General features: G+C 56.7%; 18 protein-coding genes and 2 pseudogenes. 12 read left to right on the forward strand and 8 right to left on the reverse strand.

Annotation, left to right across the window (positions count from 1 at the left end; all coding sequences use genetic code 11):
• Positions 1-5: 5 nt before the first annotated feature.
• Positions 6-794, reverse strand: coding sequence for a DsbA family protein (locus ACP7AP_RS20630; RefSeq protein WP_426037254.1), 789 nt, complete (start codon positions 792-794; stop codon positions 6-8).
• Entirely contained in the window at positions 791-3,109 is a 2,319-nt protein-coding gene (locus tag ACP7AP_RS20635) for a heavy metal translocating P-type ATPase (protein WP_426037288.1), read from the reverse strand. The genes ACP7AP_RS20630 and ACP7AP_RS20635 overlap by 4 nt, the downstream gene beginning before the upstream one ends.
• Positions 3,110-3,417: 308 nt before the next feature.
• Between ACP7AP_RS20635 and ACP7AP_RS20640 the strand changes: the two genes are divergently transcribed.
• The 7 genes and pseudogenes from ACP7AP_RS20640 to ACP7AP_RS20670 all read left to right on the forward strand — a co-directional run bounded on the left by ACP7AP_RS20640 (position 3,418) and on the right by ACP7AP_RS20670 (position 9,026).
• A complete protein-coding gene (locus tag ACP7AP_RS20640; RefSeq protein WP_426037256.1) occupies positions 3,418-3,783 on the forward strand; it encodes a DUF305 domain-containing protein in 366 nt (121 codons plus the stop codon).
• Positions 3,784-4,172: 389 nt separating this feature from the next.
• Positions 4,173-4,808, forward strand: a complete 636-nt coding sequence (locus ACP7AP_RS20645; RefSeq protein WP_426037258.1) for a DUF1007 family protein — start codon at positions 4,173-4,175, stop codon at positions 4,806-4,808.
• Complete coding sequence (locus ACP7AP_RS20650) at positions 4,790-5,683, forward strand: nickel/cobalt transporter (protein WP_426037260.1); 894 nt, start codon at positions 4,790-4,792, stop codon at positions 5,681-5,683. The genes ACP7AP_RS20645 and ACP7AP_RS20650 overlap by 19 nt, the downstream gene beginning before the upstream one ends.
• A gap of 331 nt (positions 5,684-6,014) precedes the next feature.
• The gene (locus tag ACP7AP_RS20655) at positions 6,015-7,322 is read left to right on the forward strand and encodes an MFS transporter (protein ID WP_426037262.1); all 1,308 of its coding nucleotides are present in this window, start codon (positions 6,015-6,017) and stop codon (positions 7,320-7,322) included.
• Positions 7,323-7,325: 3 nt separating this feature from the next.
• A pseudogene (locus ACP7AP_RS20660) lies at positions 7,326-7,753 on the forward strand (YqaA family protein).
• A 41-nt stretch (positions 7,754-7,794) separates the two neighbouring features.
• Complete coding sequence (locus tag ACP7AP_RS20665) at positions 7,795-8,166, forward strand: M10 family metallopeptidase C-terminal domain-containing protein (RefSeq protein WP_426037264.1); 372 nt, start codon at positions 7,795-7,797, stop codon at positions 8,164-8,166.
• Between the two features lie 317 nt (positions 8,167-8,483).
• Complete coding sequence (locus ACP7AP_RS20670) at positions 8,484-9,026, forward strand: recombinase family protein (RefSeq protein ID WP_426037266.1); 543 nt, start codon at positions 8,484-8,486, stop codon at positions 9,024-9,026.
• A 315-nt stretch (positions 9,027-9,341) separates the two neighbouring features.
• Here the strand turns inward: ACP7AP_RS20670 and ACP7AP_RS20675 are convergent, their stop codons facing one another.
• Complete coding sequence (locus ACP7AP_RS20675) at positions 9,342-9,659, reverse strand: HigA family addiction module antitoxin (protein ID WP_426037268.1); 318 nt, start codon at positions 9,657-9,659, stop codon at positions 9,342-9,344.
• Positions 9,660-9,676: 17 nt separating this feature from the next.
• Positions 9,677-10,006, reverse strand: coding sequence for a type II toxin-antitoxin system RelE/ParE family toxin (locus tag ACP7AP_RS20680; RefSeq protein ID WP_426037270.1), 330 nt, complete (start codon positions 10,004-10,006; stop codon positions 9,677-9,679).
• A gap of 87 nt (positions 10,007-10,093) precedes the next feature.
• On the opposite strand from ACP7AP_RS20680, the gene ACP7AP_RS20685 reads away from it, so the two are divergent.
• Together ACP7AP_RS20685 and ACP7AP_RS20690 are read left to right on the forward strand one after the other, a co-directional pair.
• Positions 10,094-10,753, forward strand: coding sequence for a ParA family protein (locus ACP7AP_RS20685; protein WP_426037272.1), 660 nt, complete (start codon positions 10,094-10,096; stop codon positions 10,751-10,753).
• A gap of 1 nt (position 10,754) precedes the next feature.
• On the forward strand, positions 10,755-11,051 hold the full coding sequence (locus ACP7AP_RS20690) for a chromosome partitioning protein ParB (RefSeq protein WP_426037274.1): 297 nt from the start codon (positions 10,755-10,757) through the stop codon (positions 11,049-11,051).
• Positions 11,052-11,053: 2 nt separating this feature from the next.
• Here ACP7AP_RS20690 and ACP7AP_RS20695 read toward each other — a convergent pair whose 3' ends face one another.
• Both ACP7AP_RS20695 and ACP7AP_RS20700 read right to left on the reverse strand, forming a co-directional pair.
• Complete coding sequence (locus ACP7AP_RS20695) at positions 11,054-12,097, reverse strand: replication initiator protein A (protein WP_426037276.1); 1,044 nt, start codon at positions 12,095-12,097, stop codon at positions 11,054-11,056.
• Between the two features lie 576 nt (positions 12,098-12,673).
• Positions 12,674-12,790, reverse strand: a pseudogene (locus ACP7AP_RS20700) (transposase); the annotation flags it as partial.
• A gap of 42 nt (positions 12,791-12,832) precedes the next feature.
• Between ACP7AP_RS20700 and ACP7AP_RS20705 the strand changes: the two are divergent.
• The gene (locus ACP7AP_RS20705; protein WP_426037278.1) at positions 12,833-13,381 is read left to right on the forward strand and encodes a PAS domain-containing protein; all 549 of its coding nucleotides are present in this window, start codon (positions 12,833-12,835) and stop codon (positions 13,379-13,381) included.
• Positions 13,382-13,524: 143 nt separating this feature from the next.
• Here ACP7AP_RS20705 and ACP7AP_RS20710 read toward each other — a convergent pair whose 3' ends face one another.
• Together ACP7AP_RS20710 and ACP7AP_RS20715 are read right to left on the reverse strand one after the other, a co-directional pair.
• The gene (locus ACP7AP_RS20710) at positions 13,525-14,301 is read right to left on the reverse strand and encodes a calcium-binding protein (protein ID WP_426037280.1); all 777 of its coding nucleotides are present in this window, start codon (positions 14,299-14,301) and stop codon (positions 13,525-13,527) included.
• 1,159 nt (positions 14,302-15,460) lie between these two features.
• Positions 15,461-15,895 carry a hypothetical protein gene (locus tag ACP7AP_RS20715; RefSeq protein WP_426037282.1) on the reverse strand — a complete coding sequence of 145 codons (435 nt, stop codon included), beginning with the start codon at positions 15,893-15,895 and terminating at the stop codon, positions 15,461-15,463.
• Positions 15,896-16,228: 333 nt separating this feature from the next.
• On the opposite strand from ACP7AP_RS20715, the gene ACP7AP_RS20720 reads away from it, so the two are divergent.
• Together ACP7AP_RS20720 and ACP7AP_RS20725 are read left to right on the forward strand one after the other, a co-directional pair.
• Positions 16,229-17,302: an alpha/beta hydrolase gene (locus ACP7AP_RS20720; RefSeq protein ID WP_426037284.1), complete on the forward strand. Its 1,074-nt coding sequence runs from the start codon at positions 16,229-16,231 to the stop codon at positions 17,300-17,302.
• A 122-nt stretch (positions 17,303-17,424) separates the two neighbouring features.
• A complete protein-coding gene (locus ACP7AP_RS20725) occupies positions 17,425-17,973 on the forward strand; it encodes a sigma-70 family RNA polymerase sigma factor (protein WP_426037286.1) in 549 nt (182 codons plus the stop codon).
• Positions 17,974-18,097 lie beyond the last annotated feature (124 nt).

Below are 18,097 nucleotides of genomic sequence, written 5' to 3' on the forward strand. Positions count from 1 at the left end.
GGCGCTTAAACTTTGTTACAGGCCATTGGAAAAGCCGCCAGTTCGGTCTGGATGATCTGCGCTACATCTGCCGCCGGGATGGCCCCCAGGAACACGGTGCGACCGATGACCGTCGATGGAGTGCCGTAAAGACCAAAGACCGCAGCAATCGCTTTTGATGTGTTGAGTGCTGCGGTAATCTCGGCACTTTGCATATCAGCCACAAGGCGCGGCCCATCGAGGCCCAACTGCTCTGCCATCTTGTTCACCAGATTAAGGTCGGTCACCATACGCGTCCGCATCAGCCGCGCTTGCATTGCGGCATAGCCACCTTGACGGTCGGCGGCCAGAACGGCCTGACTGGCGATGGTGGATGCAGACCCAAGCAAAGGCAGTTCATGGCGGATGATCCGGATGGTGCCGGAGTGGCTTGCATCATAGTCGAGCAGGATTGCATCCAGCACGCGGCAATTCGGGCAGTTGAAATCGGAAAAGAATGCGATGGGTAGGCGTTGGTCGGTTTGTCTGCCAAACAGCGCGGCGCAAGGATCGGCGCGGGCCGCAGCAATGCGCGCGTCTTCTGCGGCATCAGCGGGTGCTGCCCCGTCCAGCCCGACGAGCAGGCCAGCACCGGTCGACAGCGCGCCCGCTGTTTCCAGTTCGCGAAAGGGGGATAGCCCTGGCAGGTCGCGATAGGTCAGTCGCGCGGTCCATAGAATGGCAAGACGAGGTGCGCCAATCACCCAGCCCACAACGGCAAGCAGGCTGCCTGCAATGACGGCCCGCCGCTGCCAAGGTGGCGGCGCTTCGGTCACAGCACGACGCGCCGCAGCCGGAGGGCGTTGGTGATGACCGAAACCGACGAAAGGCTCATCGCGGCCGCCGCGATCATGGGCGACAGGAGGGTTCCGGTCAGCGGATAGAGTACCCCCGCCGCAATCGGGATGCCTGCCGCGTTGTAGGCAAAGGCGAAGAACAGGTTCTGCTTGATATTGCGTAGCGTTGCCTTGGCCAGTTTGCGTGCCCGCACGATGCCCATCAGATCACCGCCCAAAAGCGTGATCCCGGCGCTTTCCATTGCCACATCGGCGCCGGTGCCCATGGCGATCCCGACATCGGCGGCGGCAAGCGCCGGGGCATCGTTCACCCCGTCGCCCGCCATCGCGATCTTGCGGCCCTGCGCCCGTAATTCGTCGATCAGCGCCTTCTTGTCTTCGGGCAGCACACCGGCGCGCACCTCATCTATGCCCAGCTTGGCCGCGACCGCCTTTGCGGTGCGCTCATTGTCGCCTGTCGCCATGATCACCCGCAGGCCAAGCGCATGCAGGGCTGCAATCGCCGGGATGGTGCTGTCCTTGATCGGGTCGGCCACTGCCACGATCCCCGCCAACGCGCCGTCAATGGCGATAAACATCGCGGTCTTGCCAGAAGCGCGCAGGGCATCGGCCTTTACTTCGGCACCCGCCGTGTCCAGCCCTAGTTCCTGCATCATCGCAGCGTTGCCAAGGGCGGCCTTTCGCCCCTCAACCAGACCTTTCACGCCCTTGCCAGTCACCGCCTCGAATTCTGTGGCATCCAGCTTGCGCACAGCTTTTGCAGCCGCTCCATCCACAATCGCTTCGGCCAACGGGTGTTCTGACCCACGCTCCAATGCGGCGGCAAAGGCCAGAATGTCGGCCTCGGTAGTTGCCCCCAGAGCCAGGGTATCGGTGAGTGTTGGCTTGCCGAGTGTCAAAGTCCCGGTCTTGTCGACAATCAGGGTATCGACGCCAGCCATCCGCTCCAACGCCTCGGCGTCTTTGATCAGCACACCAGCTTGCGCCCCGCGCCCGGCGGCGGTGGTGATCGAGATCGGGGTGGCTAGACCAAGTGCGCAAGGGCAGGCGATGATCAGCACCGATACTGCCGAAGCGAAGGCGAAAACTAGCGCAGGTGCAGGGCCAAGAGCCATCCATGCCGCAAAAGCGGCGATGGCAGTCGCCACAACCATCGGAACAAAGATCGCCGACACCCGATCTGCCAACCCTTGAATGGGTGCGCGAGACCTGCGGGCACCCGAGACCATGGCGACAATCTGCGCAAGCACGCTATCGGCGCCGACCTTGCCGGCCTCCATGATCAAGGAGCCGTTCTTGTTGATCGCGGCCCCGGTCACCTTGTCGCCCGGGCCCTTTTCGACCGGCATCGACTCGCCGGTCAGCATGCTTTCGTCCAAGGAAGAACTGCCGGACACCACAACTCCGTCCACCGGCACCGCGTCGCCGGGGCGTACTCGCAGTTGGTCGCCTGTCATGATGTTTTCCAACGGTGCGTCGTATTCGGTGCCATCGGGCAGGATGCGTCGCGCGGTTTTCGGGGCCAGATCCAGCAGGGCACGGATCGCATCCCCGGTGCGTTCACGCGCCCGTAGTTCCAGTACCTGGCCCACAAACACCAAGGTGACGATCACCACCGCCGCCTCGTAATAGGTGCCCACCATGCCGCCCATACGGTATTGTTCCGGGAATACCCCTGGCAGGAACGTCGCCAACAGCGAATAGCCATAGGCCGCAAGCACGCCCAAGGAAATCAGCGTCCACATGTTGGGCGAGCGGTTTATGATCGAGTCCCAACCGCGTTTGAAAAACGGCAGCGCGGCCCAAAGGATGATCGGCGTGGCCAGTAGAAACTCCAGATACATCGCATTCTGATGGCCGACCCAGTCGCGGATGGGCAGGCCGATCAGCGGTCCCATCGTGAGAACAACCAGCGGCACCGCGACGGCGGTGCTGATACACATGCGACGGGTAAAATCTGTCAACTCCTCGCTGGGGGCATCCGACGGCGTTACTGGCTCAAGCGCCATGCCGCAGATCGGGCAAGACCCAGGTGCATCGCGGATGATCTGAGGGTGCATCGGGCAGGTGTATTGCACACCCACCGCCGCCACCTTGCCGCGCTTGGTGGCATTTCCGGATGCATAAAACCACGGATCGCCTTTGAACTTCGTCTGGCATTTCTCGGAGCAAAAATGAAATGGCTTGCCGCTGAAGCTTTCGGTCCGCGTATCGGGAGTAAGAGTAACAGTCATGCTGCACACAGGATCAATAGCCGTGGCGGCCCCTGACGGCGGCGGTATATTGCCGGGCATGTCGCTCATGGCCGTTTGATCGTGTCCGGCAGGAGGGTGGGACATAGATGCGCCTCTCGAATATGCGGGGGATCGAACATGGTGGACTGCCAATGAGCGAAAGCTCAACCTAGTAATGCTATGCGGGGTTCCAGCAAGGTAAGGTCAAGTGATATTGCCTGCGCCGCATTATGACAGATGGAACTGACGCTCCGTGAGATTAGGCATTTGTGATCGGTGTATGCGAGGACGCGTCTGGAACTGAACCGAATGCAGGCACGTTAACACGTTGCGCGCAAAAGCTGCAAAACCTCGTCATGGAGATCCCAATGAAGACCACGACTATGTCCCTGATCATCGCTGCTGCCCTATCCCTCGCTGGCGGTTTGGCTTTCGCCGACGGTCATGACAAGATGCAGGCAATGGCTGACGCTGGCATGAAACCGTTTATGGCACCGATGGACACGATGATGACCGCGATGCCGATGATGTCGACCGGCAAACCCGATGCCGATTTTCTGCTGATGATGATCCCGCACCACCAATCTGCTATCGACATGGCAAAGGTCGAATTAGAAATGGGCAAGGACGAAGGGACCAAAGCGATGGCACAAAAGATTATTGATGCCCAAGTGGGCGAGATCGCAGAGATGAAAGACATGCTCCAAGCGATGGGAGTCGAGGTCCCGATGTAACTCTGCCCGGAGGGTGGAATTTGCGGGATAGGGCTGTTTCCGCTTGGTTATGCCCGTGATTGTGGTTGTCTTTCAGAAGCCAGACAAGCTTCACCATCACGCACCATCATGGCTTGCTTGAAATTATCATCACGTTGCCTGAAAGCGCAGGAAGCTTTGTCAGGCGATCAGCAGAGCGATCATCGCCAGAGCCACCGCTCTTGCAAATCCGGCGAGGCGCTGAAGGCTGACACTGCCAAGCTCGATGAACCGCGCCGGTTGGGTTCGCATCTGTGCGGACGTCGGCCTGGCGAGCAATCGCCCCAATGAAACAAACACCTTGAGTACAAAGTTCAGCGCAGCTAACAACCCAATACTAGGGGGCCAGCGCTATTATGAACCGATGTTCAATGATGTTCGCTCTGTCAACAGCGCTTGGCACGCCAGCCACTGCGCATCCCCATATCTTTATCGATACACAGCTCGAGATCTCTTTCAATGCGGGGGGAGAGGCGGAGGGGGTTCGAATTACTTGGACATACGACGACCTTACGTCACTGCAGTTCATCACCGACAGGGGGATGGATGAAGACTTTGATGGAAAGCTTATTGCTAGCGAGACAGCAGCGCTTTCGGGCTTCGATATGCACTGGGACGATGGTTACCCCGGCGATACCTTCGTACTCAATGGAACGGCACCTGTGCAACTTTCTGGGCCATTGGATTGGACCGCTGCCTATGCTGACGCAAAAATTACGACGTCGCATTTTCGACGTCTCATCCCACCCGTTGCTCTTGGTTCTGACCCGCTGGTCATACAGGTCTATGATCCCAGCCTGTATTCGGGGTATTACATTGTGGGGGAACCCAAAGTGACCGGGCGACCAGACTGCAACGCCGAAATTCAAAGACCGGACATGAAGGCTGCAAATGAAAAACTCGATGCTGCGATTGCGGCTCTGCCGGGGGATGTCGAAAATGAGTTCCCCGCTCTTGGGGCCATCTTCGCCGAGGGGGTTCGTGTAACATGCGCCGCGCACTCTTAGTTCTCGGCGTCGTATTGGCAATTTCGCTTCTGATTTTGTGGCTCTCCGGTGGTTTTGCGGCTCTGCAAGCTTGGATCCTTGCGGGACAACGCGAAATCCAAAATGCCTTGGCGTCTGCCGTGCGCAAAATCAAAAGGGCGGAACCTGGAGCCCTTACTGCACTGCTGACTGTTTGTTTCAGTTACGGATTCTTGCACGCAGCTGGCCCTGGACACGGCAAGGTAGTGATTGGTGGCTTTGGGCTTGGGCGTCGGGTGCCGCTATTAGCACTGTCTGCGATTTCGTTGGCTGCGAGCTTGGCTCAGGCGGCGGTTGCAGTTGGTTTTGTCTACACCGGTGTTGCGTTGTTGGGTTGGACGCGTGAGCAGGCGCATGGTGTTGCTGATGACATCATGGCGCCGGTCGGGACCATTGCAATCATAGGTGTCGGAGTGTGGCTGATGTGGCGGGGGTTGCGCGGGTTGCGCCGCCAAACTCAACGGCAGACTCACGACCATTCAGGCCATGTGCATGACGAACACTGTGGACATGCACATGGTCCCACAGTCGAGGACCTAGACAACCTGACCGGTTGGCGCGATGTCGCGGCATTGATTGCAGGAATTGCCATGAGGCCGTGCTCTGGGGCTCTTTTTCTGCTGATTTTGACATGGCAACTGGGTATTGGCTTGGCTGGCATCGCCGGGGTCTTTGCAATGGGGCTGGGGACAGCAATCGTTACCGTAAGTGTCGCCGGTTTAGCTGTGTGGACGCGCGAAGGGGCATTGGCAGCCCTACCCGGAAAAAGCATTGCACGTGTTTTGCCATGGTTTGAAGTATCCGCTGGCGGGCTGGTTTCAGTGATTGCGATTTCGCTTCTGGTCCAAGTTCTATGATGGTCCTAATGGAGCTAATACTTAGCCGGTGAATACGTCTGCCTTGCCATTTGACCCAGCCGTGACAACGTCGTGAAATGATCCACGCGGTTTGTTTGACGTCAATTTGTAACCGCCCGAGACGCGACGCACCCAAACTGCCAAAGCCGCCCTTGACTGCACCTGGGCGCATTTCCCACAGCCGCAGCGGCGACCCTGATCGCTTCAATTAACCGCCATGACCTCTGCAAAACGCGCTGCTGCCTGACGCACCGGCTTTTGGCTTTTTCGAGACGTCAACCGCTCGACGAAACCAGGGCACCGGAGGGCCATCACCATTGAAAGTAGCCTGATGCTAAAGACGCTGAGAAACCCGACCTTCCGCCACCTGTTTGCTGCGCAAATAGTAGCTCTGCTGGGCACCGGGCTTGCCACGGTGGCGCTGGGGCTGCTTGCGTGGCAGCTGGCGGGCGACAATTCGGGTGCTGTGCTGGGCACCGCATTGGCCATCAAGATGGTGGCCTATGTCACGCTTGCTCCGGTGGCTGCGGCGGTGGCCGAACGCCTGCCACGCCGGGCCTTTCTTGTGGCGCTGGATCTGATCCGCGCTGGGGTAATCGCCTGCCTGCCGTTCGTCGATCAAGTCTGGCAGATCTACGTGCTGATCTTTTTTCTGCAAGCGGCCTCTGCCGGGTTCACCCCGGCGTTTCAGGCGGTGATCCCGGACGTGCTAAAAGATGAGGAAGATTATACCAATGCACTGTCCCTGCTGCGTCTGGCCGAGGATCTGGAGCAGCTCGCCTCGCCGATGATTGCTGCTGCTCTGTTGACGGTCGTCAGCTTTCCGGTGCTGTTTCTAGGTACTGTCGTGGGGTTCGCGGGCTCTGCAATACTGGTGGTGACCACTCGCCTGCCTGCGCGCCTGAAATCCGAAGGCGGCCCTTTCTGGGCTGATGTTACCAAGGGTGTGCGCATCTACATCGCCACCCCACGCCTGCGCGGACTGATGGTGATGGAGGCGGCCGTCGCCGCTGCTGGCGCTATGATCTATGTCAACACCGTGGTGCTGGTGCAGACCCGACTGGATTTGGGCGGAGAATCCGTGGCGCTTGCCTTCGCCGGGTTTGGCGCGGGCTCTATCGTCGCGACCTTCGCCTTGCCGCGCATTCTTTTGCATTTGGCAGATCGTCCGGTGATGATCGGTGGCGCAGGGCTGATGGTGGCGGGGGTGGCAGTGGCGCCATTGGTCGGGGGGCTGACCAGCCTGATCGCGCTTTGGGCATTTATCGGCTTTGGCTTTTCGCTGACGCAAACGCCAATTGGGCGGATCATCAACCGCTCGGCGCGCGAGGCGGATCGCGGTTCGGTTTTTGCAGCACAGTTTGCGCTAAGCCATGCTTGCTGGCTGGTGACCTATCCGCTGGCGGGCTGGATTGGCGCAGGTGCAGGTTTGTCGGTGGCTGCTCTGGTGCTGGCGGGGATCGGCGCGCTTGGCCTGATCGCGGTGCTGCGGATCTGGCCCGCGCAGGATGACATCAGCCTGCTGCATGACCACAGCGACTTGCCACTCGATCATCCGCATCTAGCGAAACACGGGCTTCAGCACCGCCATGCCTTTGTGATCGACGAACTGCACCGCCGCTGGCCGCGCGCCGTTTGATCTATGTTTGAACTTCCCGGCCTATTCCTTGCGGCTCTTGCCGCTGCCACATTGATTCCGGCACAATCCGAGACGGTGCTGGTGGCGCTAATCCTGCAGGCCACACAGCCGGCCTGGCTGCTTTTGGCAGTGGCAACGCTTGGCAATGTGCTGGGTTCGATGGTGAACTGGGCGATGGGGCGGTTTCTGATCCGCTTTGCCGACCGGCGCTGGTTTCCGGTCTTGCAGCGCCAGTAGACCGGGCGGCGGGCTTGTATGCATGCTGGGGGCATTGGAGCCTGTTGGGCGTTTGGCTGCTGATCATCGGCGATCCCTTGACGCTGGCCGCCGGGGTGATGCGCGAACCGTTCTGGCGGTTCGCGTTGATTGTCACGCTGACCAAGGCCGGGCGATATTTCGTGCTGGCTTGCGTAACCCTACAACTGGCCTGACGGGTCAGACCAATTCGGCCAGATGCAGCACCAGCCCAAGTGTGGCGGCCCCAGCCAGCACCTGGTCGGTTCGCAGGCCGGATGGAGGCAGTGATCTCTTCGAATTCAATTCAACAAGTGAATCAAATGGAACGACGCGCGATGTAATCGGCGGCTTTGAATTCAATCTCGATAGGATTGATCTTTCGGAAATAGATGCAGACACAACTGCAACGGGAAACCAAGCGTTCAGATGGTCGGAAGCAACTACCGGTACGCCTGCTAGGGGATATTTGATGGCGGTGGCTGGCGCGGGCACGGACACTTGGATCTTGGGCAATACGGACAGCGATGCCGCTGCGGAATTTCAATTGGCGGTCGTTGATGGCTCAATTTTGCCTGGCTACTGGTTGGCCGATGATTTTTTTCTTTGACTAGGCCCGTGTTGACAAAAGGAAATGCACGGAGCGCATTGATAGTAGAAAGGCCACCGCGTTCCGCTGGCTGCTTTCCCTTCCTGCTCGTCCGGCTTGCTGCAGCGCCGAGTGGAAACTGAGCACCCTCCACGAACGAAAGCTCCGTCCGCATTGCTCCCAATTGGGTAGGACAAAAACCTCAGGTCACAAACACATGGTCAAAAACGGTCGTTTTTGGCCCCCTCCCCCGCCCTACCGTAAATCAACGGCTTAGGCGGGACAAAAACCCATGACAAAACCTTTGCAGTTTTGGGAGGTTTTTGGCACAGTGCGTCATGATCATTGGATATGCCCGCGTCAGCACAGAGGACCAGAACCTGGACGGCCAGCTCGATGCTTTGAAGGCGGCAGGTGCAGAGAAGATCTTTGCTGACAAGATCACCGGCACGGCTCGCAATAGGCCTGAGTTGGACCGTTTGCTCGATCAGTTGCGCAAGGGTGACGTGATCACCGTCACCAAATATGATCGCCTCGCCCGCTCCCTACGCGATCTTCTCGACATCGTGGACACGATCCAGGCGCATGGCGCGGGCTTCCGGTCGCTGGCTGAAGACATCGACACTACCACGCCCGCCGGTCGGCTTGTGTTCCATGTCTTCGCATCCATCGCCCAGTTTGAGCGAGAGCGGATTTCTGAGAGGACGAAGGAAGGGCTGGAGGCCGCCCGCAAGCGGGGCCGGGTCGGAGGCAGGCCCCCTGCCCTATCCGCTGCTCAGAAGATTGAGGTAAGACGCCTGCGAGATGTGGAAATGCGGCCTATCCCGGAAATCGCCGATCTGTTCGAGGTCAGTGACAAGACGATCCGGCGCGTGGTTTGAGCGGATGCAGTCTCAGGGCTTTGTAAACCGATGTTTGCGATGCTATCGCCGCGGCCATACCGCTTGCGTCGCTTGCGTTGTCAGGCCAGTTTGCGATCAAATTATTACAGCTCGGAGTATGTCGGTGCCGCTCTTGTTGGCGGTACCCTTGGCAAAGGAACCGCTCGGCGAAATGCTGCGGAGATGGACACCCGCCCAAGCGCGGATGGTTGGCTCAATACGGGCCTGAACACCTCGCACAGGCGACAGCAGACTTGTATCCACAGCCTCGCGTTGAAGAATTCCTAGAAGGTACTGATCTGCCGTCATAAATCCTCACACAAGTCGCGGCTGTTCGGGCTGCGGTGGCACGGAAGCTCGCGTCGGCAAATGCCGGATCGTCTCGCCGGTCTCCTTGTCGGCCTGCGCCAGATCGAACTGCGATTGCAGGTTCAACCAGAATTGCGGATCGGTGCCAAACCAATGGCCGAAGCGCAGGGCAGTATCGCCGGTGATAGAGCGCTTGCCGCCGATGATCTGGCTAACGCGGTTGGGGGGCACCTCGATCTGGCGTGCAAATTCTGTGGGCGTGATGCCCAACTCTTCCAGCTCGTCCTTCAGGACTTGGCCTGGATGTACTGCTCTCATGAACATGGTCTGACCTCCTTTTGTCAGTGGTAGTCCACTATTTCAACGTTGCTTGGTCCTGGCTGGCCGTCAGGCCACTCGAAACAGATGCGCCACTGCTGGTTGACGCGAATGGAGTACTGCCCTGCCCTATCGCCGCGCATCGCCTCTAGTCGGTTGCTTGGCAACGCTCGCAAGGTATCAAGCGAGGAGACAGCGTTGAGGATCGACAGCCGTTTTGCGGCCTGTTCCTCGAACCCTTGGAACGCCTTTACGAACTCTCCGTTCGCAAATCCTTCTGTTTTCTTGTTTCTATAGTTTAGGATCATTTGGCTACGAATATAGCGCTTTGGACGCTGGACGTCAATCGTCATTTCGTGCGTCACTGTCAACGTCAAATAGTTATTGGATAATTTTATAAATCCGGTTAGTGTAAATACCAGATAATAAATGGAGCTTTCATGCCAACTGTTGTCATAGCCTCACCCAAGGGTGGCGCGGGAAAGTCCACAACGGCGATCCTTCTAGGAACCGAGCTGGCTCATGCCGGTGCCAAAGTGGTCATGCTAGACTGCGACCCCAACCGCTCGCTCACCCTATGGGCGGATCGCGGCACGCTGCCCGACCGGATTAGCGTTCTGTCAGATGTCGCCGAGTCCGACATCGTAAAGACTATCAAACAGCACGATACCGACGGCCAGATCGTGATTGTAGACCTTGAGGGCGTTGCTTCCCGCCTAGTGTCGCGGGCAATTTCCCAAGCCGATCTCGTGATCACCCCAATGAGGGCAACCACGCTAGACGCAACCATCGGCATTCGTGCGCTTCAGCTCATCGCCGAGGAAGAAGAGGCGCTAGACCGAAAGATTCCTCATGCAGTTGTCTTCACAATGACAAAGGCAATTCGATCAAAGCAACATAGTGGCATATCAGGCTCGCTTGCCGCCCAAGGCGTCGATCTTATTGACCCACCGCTGATGGAGCGTTCGGCATTCTCCGCACTCTTCGAGTTTGGGGGCAATCTGCGCAATATGCCAGCACAGGGTAACATGGACGGCGCTATCGAGAATGCAGCCCAGTTTGCGCAGGCTGTCTACAAGCGTCTTGCTGGAGAGGTATGACATGACCGAAGGTAAGCCGTTCAACATCGACTTGGGCCGTTTGAAGAGCCGTGAAAAAGACCGCAGCCCACAAGCTTTAGAGAGAGTGGACAGGGCAGGGGAAGAACTTGGTTTTGTTGGACGCGATGCACAGAAGCAGCGCGGACGCAGACCGAGTCCACGTACAGGCCAGGTTCATGCCAAGGTGATGCCCGAAGTTCCCGAAGAGATCGCCAACGAGGCCAAGCGCCGAGGGGTCCAACAGGGAGTAATCATTGAAGAAGCATGGGCGCTTTATAAAAACAAATCCGGTATATAAAATTATCCGGTATATTTTCTATTCTGCATCCACTTGCGACAGAACCCAAGGAAGGCGGCTTCAGAATTTCGCGGGGTTTCAGGCAGCCAGCTTCGCCACTCGCGCTCCAGAAAATGGACGTCAAAGCCAGGGGCGAGCATTCGCGCCGTCTCATAGACATCCGAGTCGAGTTGCGGTGCCGTCGCTTGCGGTAGCACCATCTTAACACCCTGGCGGTTTGTGAAGGCAATCATGTCGTCTTGTTCGTCAAACGTAATCGAGTAGTCCGGCATGTGGTCGTGCTCGCAGTCCTCGCGCACGATATTCAGGACCAGTCGCCGAAACTCACGTAGCGTAGAGTTTGACCCGCACTTCTTCTGAAGCAGCGCCAGACTAACTCGCCATTCCTTTTGTGCGCCGCAGTGCTTGCGGGCAATCTCATAGATGCGACGTTCAAGGGGCTTCCGCAGCCGGAAATAGTCCCGGTGCAGCGTCAGCACTTCCTTGGACCTGATAGCGTTGAACACCCAGTCTGAAAGCTTGATCTCCACTTCCTGCATGCGCCCGTCACGGGTTTCCCGCACGACTTCAGCGCTTTCGATCAGGCCGAAGGTTCGGAAAACTTCCTTCCCGCCAGTGACGATATTCGTACTGATCCTAGTACCAGCAAGCCGCTCCAATGCCGCCTTCAACTGGCCATAGCCAGAACCTGCTGTGTTCCGGTTTGTAGCAACAAGCATATCGAACGCGCGGAACCGGACAACCTGCGAGACCTCCTTGCCCTCGTTCAAAGCTGTCATAAGCTGACTGATGCAGTAGATCAGCACATCCCGGTCATGGACCGTCGCCAGCCCATCGACAGAAGGCTTAATCGCAATCTTGATCCCGTTATGCTCGTACTCCCTGACCCGCGTGTCGGGCTTGGTAGAAAGCGAGAAGATCGGATGTTCCATGGACGCCATATCGGCCTTCGGAACAGCATCGAAGATGTCACAGACGAAGAAATCACCCTGAGGATACCGGTCAGGAAGAAGGGGAGAGCGGTTTATGAGATTCTCGTCAGACACGTTCAAGCCCTTCGTACTTTCACACACAGTAATGCGTTATAGAGGTAAAATCCACGTGGATTCGTACTTTCACACACGGTAGCGACCTTTCGTACTTTCACACACGACCTTTCGTACTTTCACACACTACCTTTCGTACTTTCACACACGGTCTTTCGTACTTTCACACACGCTACCATCAGAATTCTCTTTTTGCATCAATTGCTTACGAGCGGTTTTTTTTGCTTAACCCTATATTTAACACATACTTAACACCCAAGGCTGTGGATAACTCTGTTTTGAGCCCTTGGCGGAGCATTCATCATAGAACACGCAAGCTTGCTTTCCGCTCTCATGCCCCGCACCCACTGACCCCCAAGGACGGCGCAAGCCGTGCCGATAACTAATAAGAAACAGGGCAGGGCGATGCTCAAACCGAGCGCCAGGACCAGCCCGAAGAAGGCTATGAATGGACTGCGCTTTTTACAGCGTCCCGCTCTTTCCTGATAAGCCCGCAGCCGTTGAAGGGTGTTCTCTTCCTGTTGGACCAGATCATCCAGCCTGTATGCGGCTGCTCGATGTGCTTGACATAGCGGGCAGCCGGACCCCACCGAGGCCTCGGACGCGTAGGGAGCGCAGGAACTCGGTCCAGAAGGTCTCGGCTTCGGACGGCCCGATACCCAGGCCGATGGTTTCGCGGCGCCCCTCGGTGTTGGCGGAGATCTTCCTGATGAGCGTCATGACACATGGCGTCGATTGATCCACCCTGAAGACATGCCTGCCGTTGATGGGCGGCTTGCTGCCCTGACGACGCCGGGGCTGGACGGGTACGAGGCCGAATACCGGATACTGCACAAATTTGGGCACTGGGTATGGATGATGGACCGGGGCCGCGTGCTACGCCGGGGTGGCGATGGTGCGCCGGCATTCATTGCAGGTATTCAAATGGACATATCGGAGCAAAAGGAGCGAGAGCTGGCGCTTACCGCCGCCCAAATGGCGCGCGATACCGTAGAGGCGCGGCTCAAAGATGTGGTCACGGTCAGCGAGGATATCTTTTTGGAGCTGGATTCCGATCTGCGGTTCAATTTTCTCTCCGGCACTTTGTTGGAGGAGGGGCCTGGCTCCCAGTCGCTACCTGCAATCGGGCAAACCTTGGAAGAATGGCTCGCCAGTGTGCGGAATGTCCGATCCAGCACCGATTGGGACGGTGTGTTGTGCACTATCGCCGACCGCCTTCCCATCGATAATTTTACTTTTTGCGCGCCTAAAAGGCTATCCCAAGCCCGTGATGCCGTCCAATGATCTGTGGCCAAATGTCGGCCGTCCGCTGAGCAGTCTTTCATGGTTCCAGCAGCGAGCGGCCGCGTTCTGCCCGTGGTGCCAGCGGAACGCGGTGGCCTTTCTACTATCAATGCGCGCATTTTCTTTTGTCAACATGGGTCTAGTCAAAGAAAAAAATCATCGGCCAACCAGTAGCCAGGCAACTTTGAGCCATCAACGACTGCCAGCTGAAATTCCGCAGCGGCATCGCTGTCCGTATTGCCCAAGATCCAAGTGTCCGTGCCCGCACCGGCGACCGCCATCAAATATCCTCTGGCAGGCGTACCAGTAGTTGCTTCCGACCATTTGAACGCCTGGTTTCCCGTGGCAGTTGTATCTGCATCTATGTCCGAAAGATCAATCCTATCGAGATTGAATTCAAAGCCGCCGATTACATCGCGCGTCGTTCCATTTGATTCACTTGTTGAATTGAATTCGAAGAGATCACTGCCATTGCCACCATAAAGCCTATCCAGTCCAAGCCCGCCGGAGATCAGATCGTTGCCGTCTTCTCCGTAGAGAAGATCATTCCCGGCATCGCCATAAAGCCTGTCATTGCCTGTGTAACCGTAAAGCCGATCAGTGCCGTTTCCACCAAACATCGTATCGTTGCCCGTCCAGCCGTCCAGGTAATCTGCGCCATCCTCGCCGAACATGAAATCGTTCTCGGTGCCGCCATCCAACGAGTCGTTGCCGGTCCAGCCATACAAGGTGTCGGCACCAGCTCCGCCAAAAAACCAGTCATCGCCACCAGAGCCTGTGGATGCATGTCCAAAATCATCAATAAGATCGTTGCCTCCCCCGCCGTAGACGGTGTCGTTGCCTGCGCCAGGATGAATGATGTCGGCCAAGCTGGTGCCGAATATTCTGTTACCAATGCCGTTGCCGTCGATATGCGCCATGATATGCGTACTCCAAGAGGGAAGGGTGAGCAGGTTTGCTCGTTCTGATGGAGCAAACATGTGGTGCCCGCCAAAGTAATGCAAAGTCGGCCGTTTGTTATTCAATAACAGTCTGGTAACATTATGATTTATAAAGATAAAATAATATAAAGGCTATTTCTGACATGATATTCGGCTGCGTCGCGCTCTGCGCGGTCTCCGAAACCGTTATTTGTGCCGCGCAAGCTTGCGATCCTCGGTCGACACCTTATCCGTTTCGCGGTGCGCTGTCGTCTCTTGATCAGGTTGACCAGCCTGCTCTTACGACTTTTCCTCATCAATGGTCTTCGACACAAAGCGCATCCATTTGGAAGAGCGCGCTGCCATCTACAATCAGGGTTCTTTGGAGACGCGCTCAATGGGAAACATGTCCTCACTGTAATGGTGAAGTTTAACGTGGTGGCTGCGGCACAGCCATCTAACATTTAGCGGCTCATCGTATCTATCATGATGGGCATCAACGGATTCCGTGCCGCAGACCTCGCATCGCAGCTTCTCAAGTTTCCCTGCGCTGACTGCCTGTTGCACGACGAGGTGAGCATCGTACTTGAGTGGATTGGCACGGCGCCAATTTGCCTGACGGGTCTCGCTTTTCAGCATGTATTGCCCCCTTTATCTGTCATATTAGCCGTTTGCTTGAAAATCCGTAATCCAGCTGGGACTAAGGGCTGCTTAGTCACTCTGGCTAATCGTAGGGCCTAATGGCACGGCTGTAACCTGTTAACGCGGGCCGTCCCAGTGAGCGATTTTTCCCATGTGCCACGCTGCGCTCAAACGCGGGTTTAATTGAATAGGTGGGTGATTACCGTCTTGCCTTAACCGCCTCCTTCATCTGAGATCACCACTGATGTATGCTTCGGTCGGTGTTCAGCGCTGGCCGCCAACATGTTTTGTACATGTTTGCTAATTGGCACTGCGAAGATGAACTACATCGACCCGCAAGCCTTGGCTCGCCGAGCGAAAGGTCCAACCCAAAAAGCACTCATGACATAAACGCCAGTTTGTCATGAGTGCTGGTTATCGCGGCTCTGCGCTCGCCATCCCACTCTGAGTGGGCAGCGCTGCCGAGCCAGTTTTTGTTCCAGCCCGGCAATTTAGTGTGTTTGAGGCCGGTGCAGGACTACATTGTCGACTTCATAACATCGGTGACCATCATGTCGTCTTTGTCTTTGCAGGCGGTTTCCATTTTGGTCATCATTTTGGTATCCGTCTTCATCTGCGCCGCCTTCTCATCGTCCGTCATCGCGTCCATTTTTGTTTTCATGTCGTTTTGCATCGCCATCATCATGTGAGACTTTTTGTCAGCATCGGACATGCCGGCTGTTTCGGTCGCCATCTTGTCTTCCATGGCCTTCTTGTCGGCGTCACTCATGGCGTCCATCTGCATCATCATGCCTGCATGCGAAGCCGCCGACATCATACCATCTTTGTCCATCTTCATCAGATCGCCGCAGGTCATTGTCGTCATATCCATCATCTTGTCTTCGGCGAGCGAAGGGGTGGACATAAGGCCGGCGATGCTAGTTGCGAGCAGAAAGGCTGAAAGCTTTTTCATCTGTATATTCCCTGTTGCAGGCCGCACCATGCGGACCCACTCTGAGAACCGTAATCACGGGCAAAAGTTCCTGCCTGCAAGCCCACCCTTCTGTGATCATGTTGTGGTTGGCGGTGTGGTGGGCAGGGCTATTCAGCGTGGGATCCGAAGAACAAGGCTGATCTGCGCCTGGCCGAGGGGTGATTTGGAAGGGATGCGGGGGCGGTGGCATTGCCGCTCGTGTCTGCGATGCAGCTGGTTGCGTCAGTTCAGGGCTCTGCGGGAACAATTTCACTTCCCACGAGTTGATCTGGTACCGTTGGCAATTCGTCGACAGAATTTGACAGGTGATGTATGACTAACACCGTTCGCAACACCATTCTGTCTGTAGCGATAGCTACAACAGCGCTCCTTCCTTTGACGGGATCTGCCGAAACGACGATCCCAACCGCCGATATTGGACAGATGGCAAAACCGACGGCTGAGATGCAGGCCGTATTGGATGCTTTGAAATCACTGGGCGCCAAGCCTATTCACAGTCAGACCGTCGAACAGGTTCGTGCCCAGCCGACCCCCGCCGATGCTGTGGCCGCTGTAATGAAAGACAAGGGTATCAAGCCGGGACCCGAAGCAGACATTGCCACCAGTGACATGATGATCAAGGGCGCCGCGGGCGACATTCCCGCACGGGTTTACACCCCTCCGGGCGAGGGTCCGTTCCCGGTCATTGTCTACTTTCATGGGGGAGGTTGGGTCATTGCGAACATTGACACCTACGACGCCTCGGCCCGTTCTCTGTCATTGGGCGCAAAGGCGGTCGTCGTTTCATCACACTACAGGCAAGGGCCGGAGGACGTGTTTCCCGCAGCTCATGACGACGCCTATGCAGCCTATGTCTGGGCTGTCGAGAATTCCGGCAAACTGAACGGCGACGCGGCCCGCATGGCGGTCGCAGGCGAAAGCGCAGGCGCCAACTTGGCGGCCAATGTCGCGATCATGGCCCGTGACAACAAGATCACGATGCCTGTCTATCAGCTTCTGGTCTATCCGATTGCTGGGAACGATATGAACACGCCCTCGTATATCGAGAACGCCGATGCGGCACCCTTGGGCAAGGCGGACATGGCATGGTTTGTTAAATATGCCTTTGCAAAGATGGAGGACGCCGCTGATCCTCGCGTCAATCTAGTCGCCCGCACCGATCTGCAAGGCCTGCCCCCCGTCACTTTGATCACGGCCCAGATCGACCCACTGCGGTCAGAAGGGCAAGCTTACGGTGAGGCTCTGACCGCAGCAGGTGTTGACGTCGACATGAAGAATTACGACGGGGTCACCCACGAGTTTTTCGGAATGGGCGCGGTCGTGCCAGAGGCGAAGCAGGCGATGGATTTGGCGACGAAAGATCTTCGTGCGGCGTTCGGAAATTAATCCTTTAGCTTGACAGCGCGTTTCCCTATCGAATGCTTGCTTCCTGAAAAGCACTTATTTGAAAGCGAATGCCTGCATCCAAACACTGATCGGAGTAATTTTAATTGGCCAGATCAACATAAATGCCGGTAGCGAGCCGAGATTCCATAGCGGCTCTTATCAGCGAAGTCGCTAACCAAGATCGTGTGGCCTTTTGCCAACTTTACAACGACACTAGTGCGAAGCTTATGGGAGTTTTGATCAGAATACTCGATAATAGAGCTGAAGCAGAAGATGCGCTTCAAGATGTTTTCGTAAAGGTTTGGTTGCAGGCGCAGCAATTTGACGCAAGCAAGGGACGTGGGATGACTTGGCTGATCGCTGTCACAAGGAACCAGGCGATCAATCGGTTACGGGCGAATTCTCGAAAGTTGACCGTCCATGATGATTTTGACAGGTTAGCCGATGATAAGCCATCGGTCGAATCCCGAATGATAGCCTCTGGCGAGGCGCAATACCCATACGAATGCATTGGGATGTTGGAACCTAACCGCGCGGCGGCTTTGCGCGGAGCCTATATTGAAGGCAAATCCTATGTCGATCTTGCGACCCAATTTGACATGCCGCTAAACTCAATGCGTACTCATCTAAGGCGTAGCTTAATCAAACTTAAAGTCGCGGTGACTACATAACCTGAGCAAAGGCTTATCCCTTTTAGTCCGGTCGGCCTACATGTTGACGCGGCGCAGAACCTCGCGTCTGCGGCTTTAGAGGCGACCCGGATCAGTTTTGATCGCTATGCTGAGTTATGGGTGG

This window comes from Cypionkella sp. TWP1-2-1b2 (assembly GCF_049896245.1).
In the GTDB taxonomy this organism is placed as follows: domain Bacteria; phylum Pseudomonadota; class Alphaproteobacteria; order Rhodobacterales; family Rhodobacteraceae; genus Cypionkella.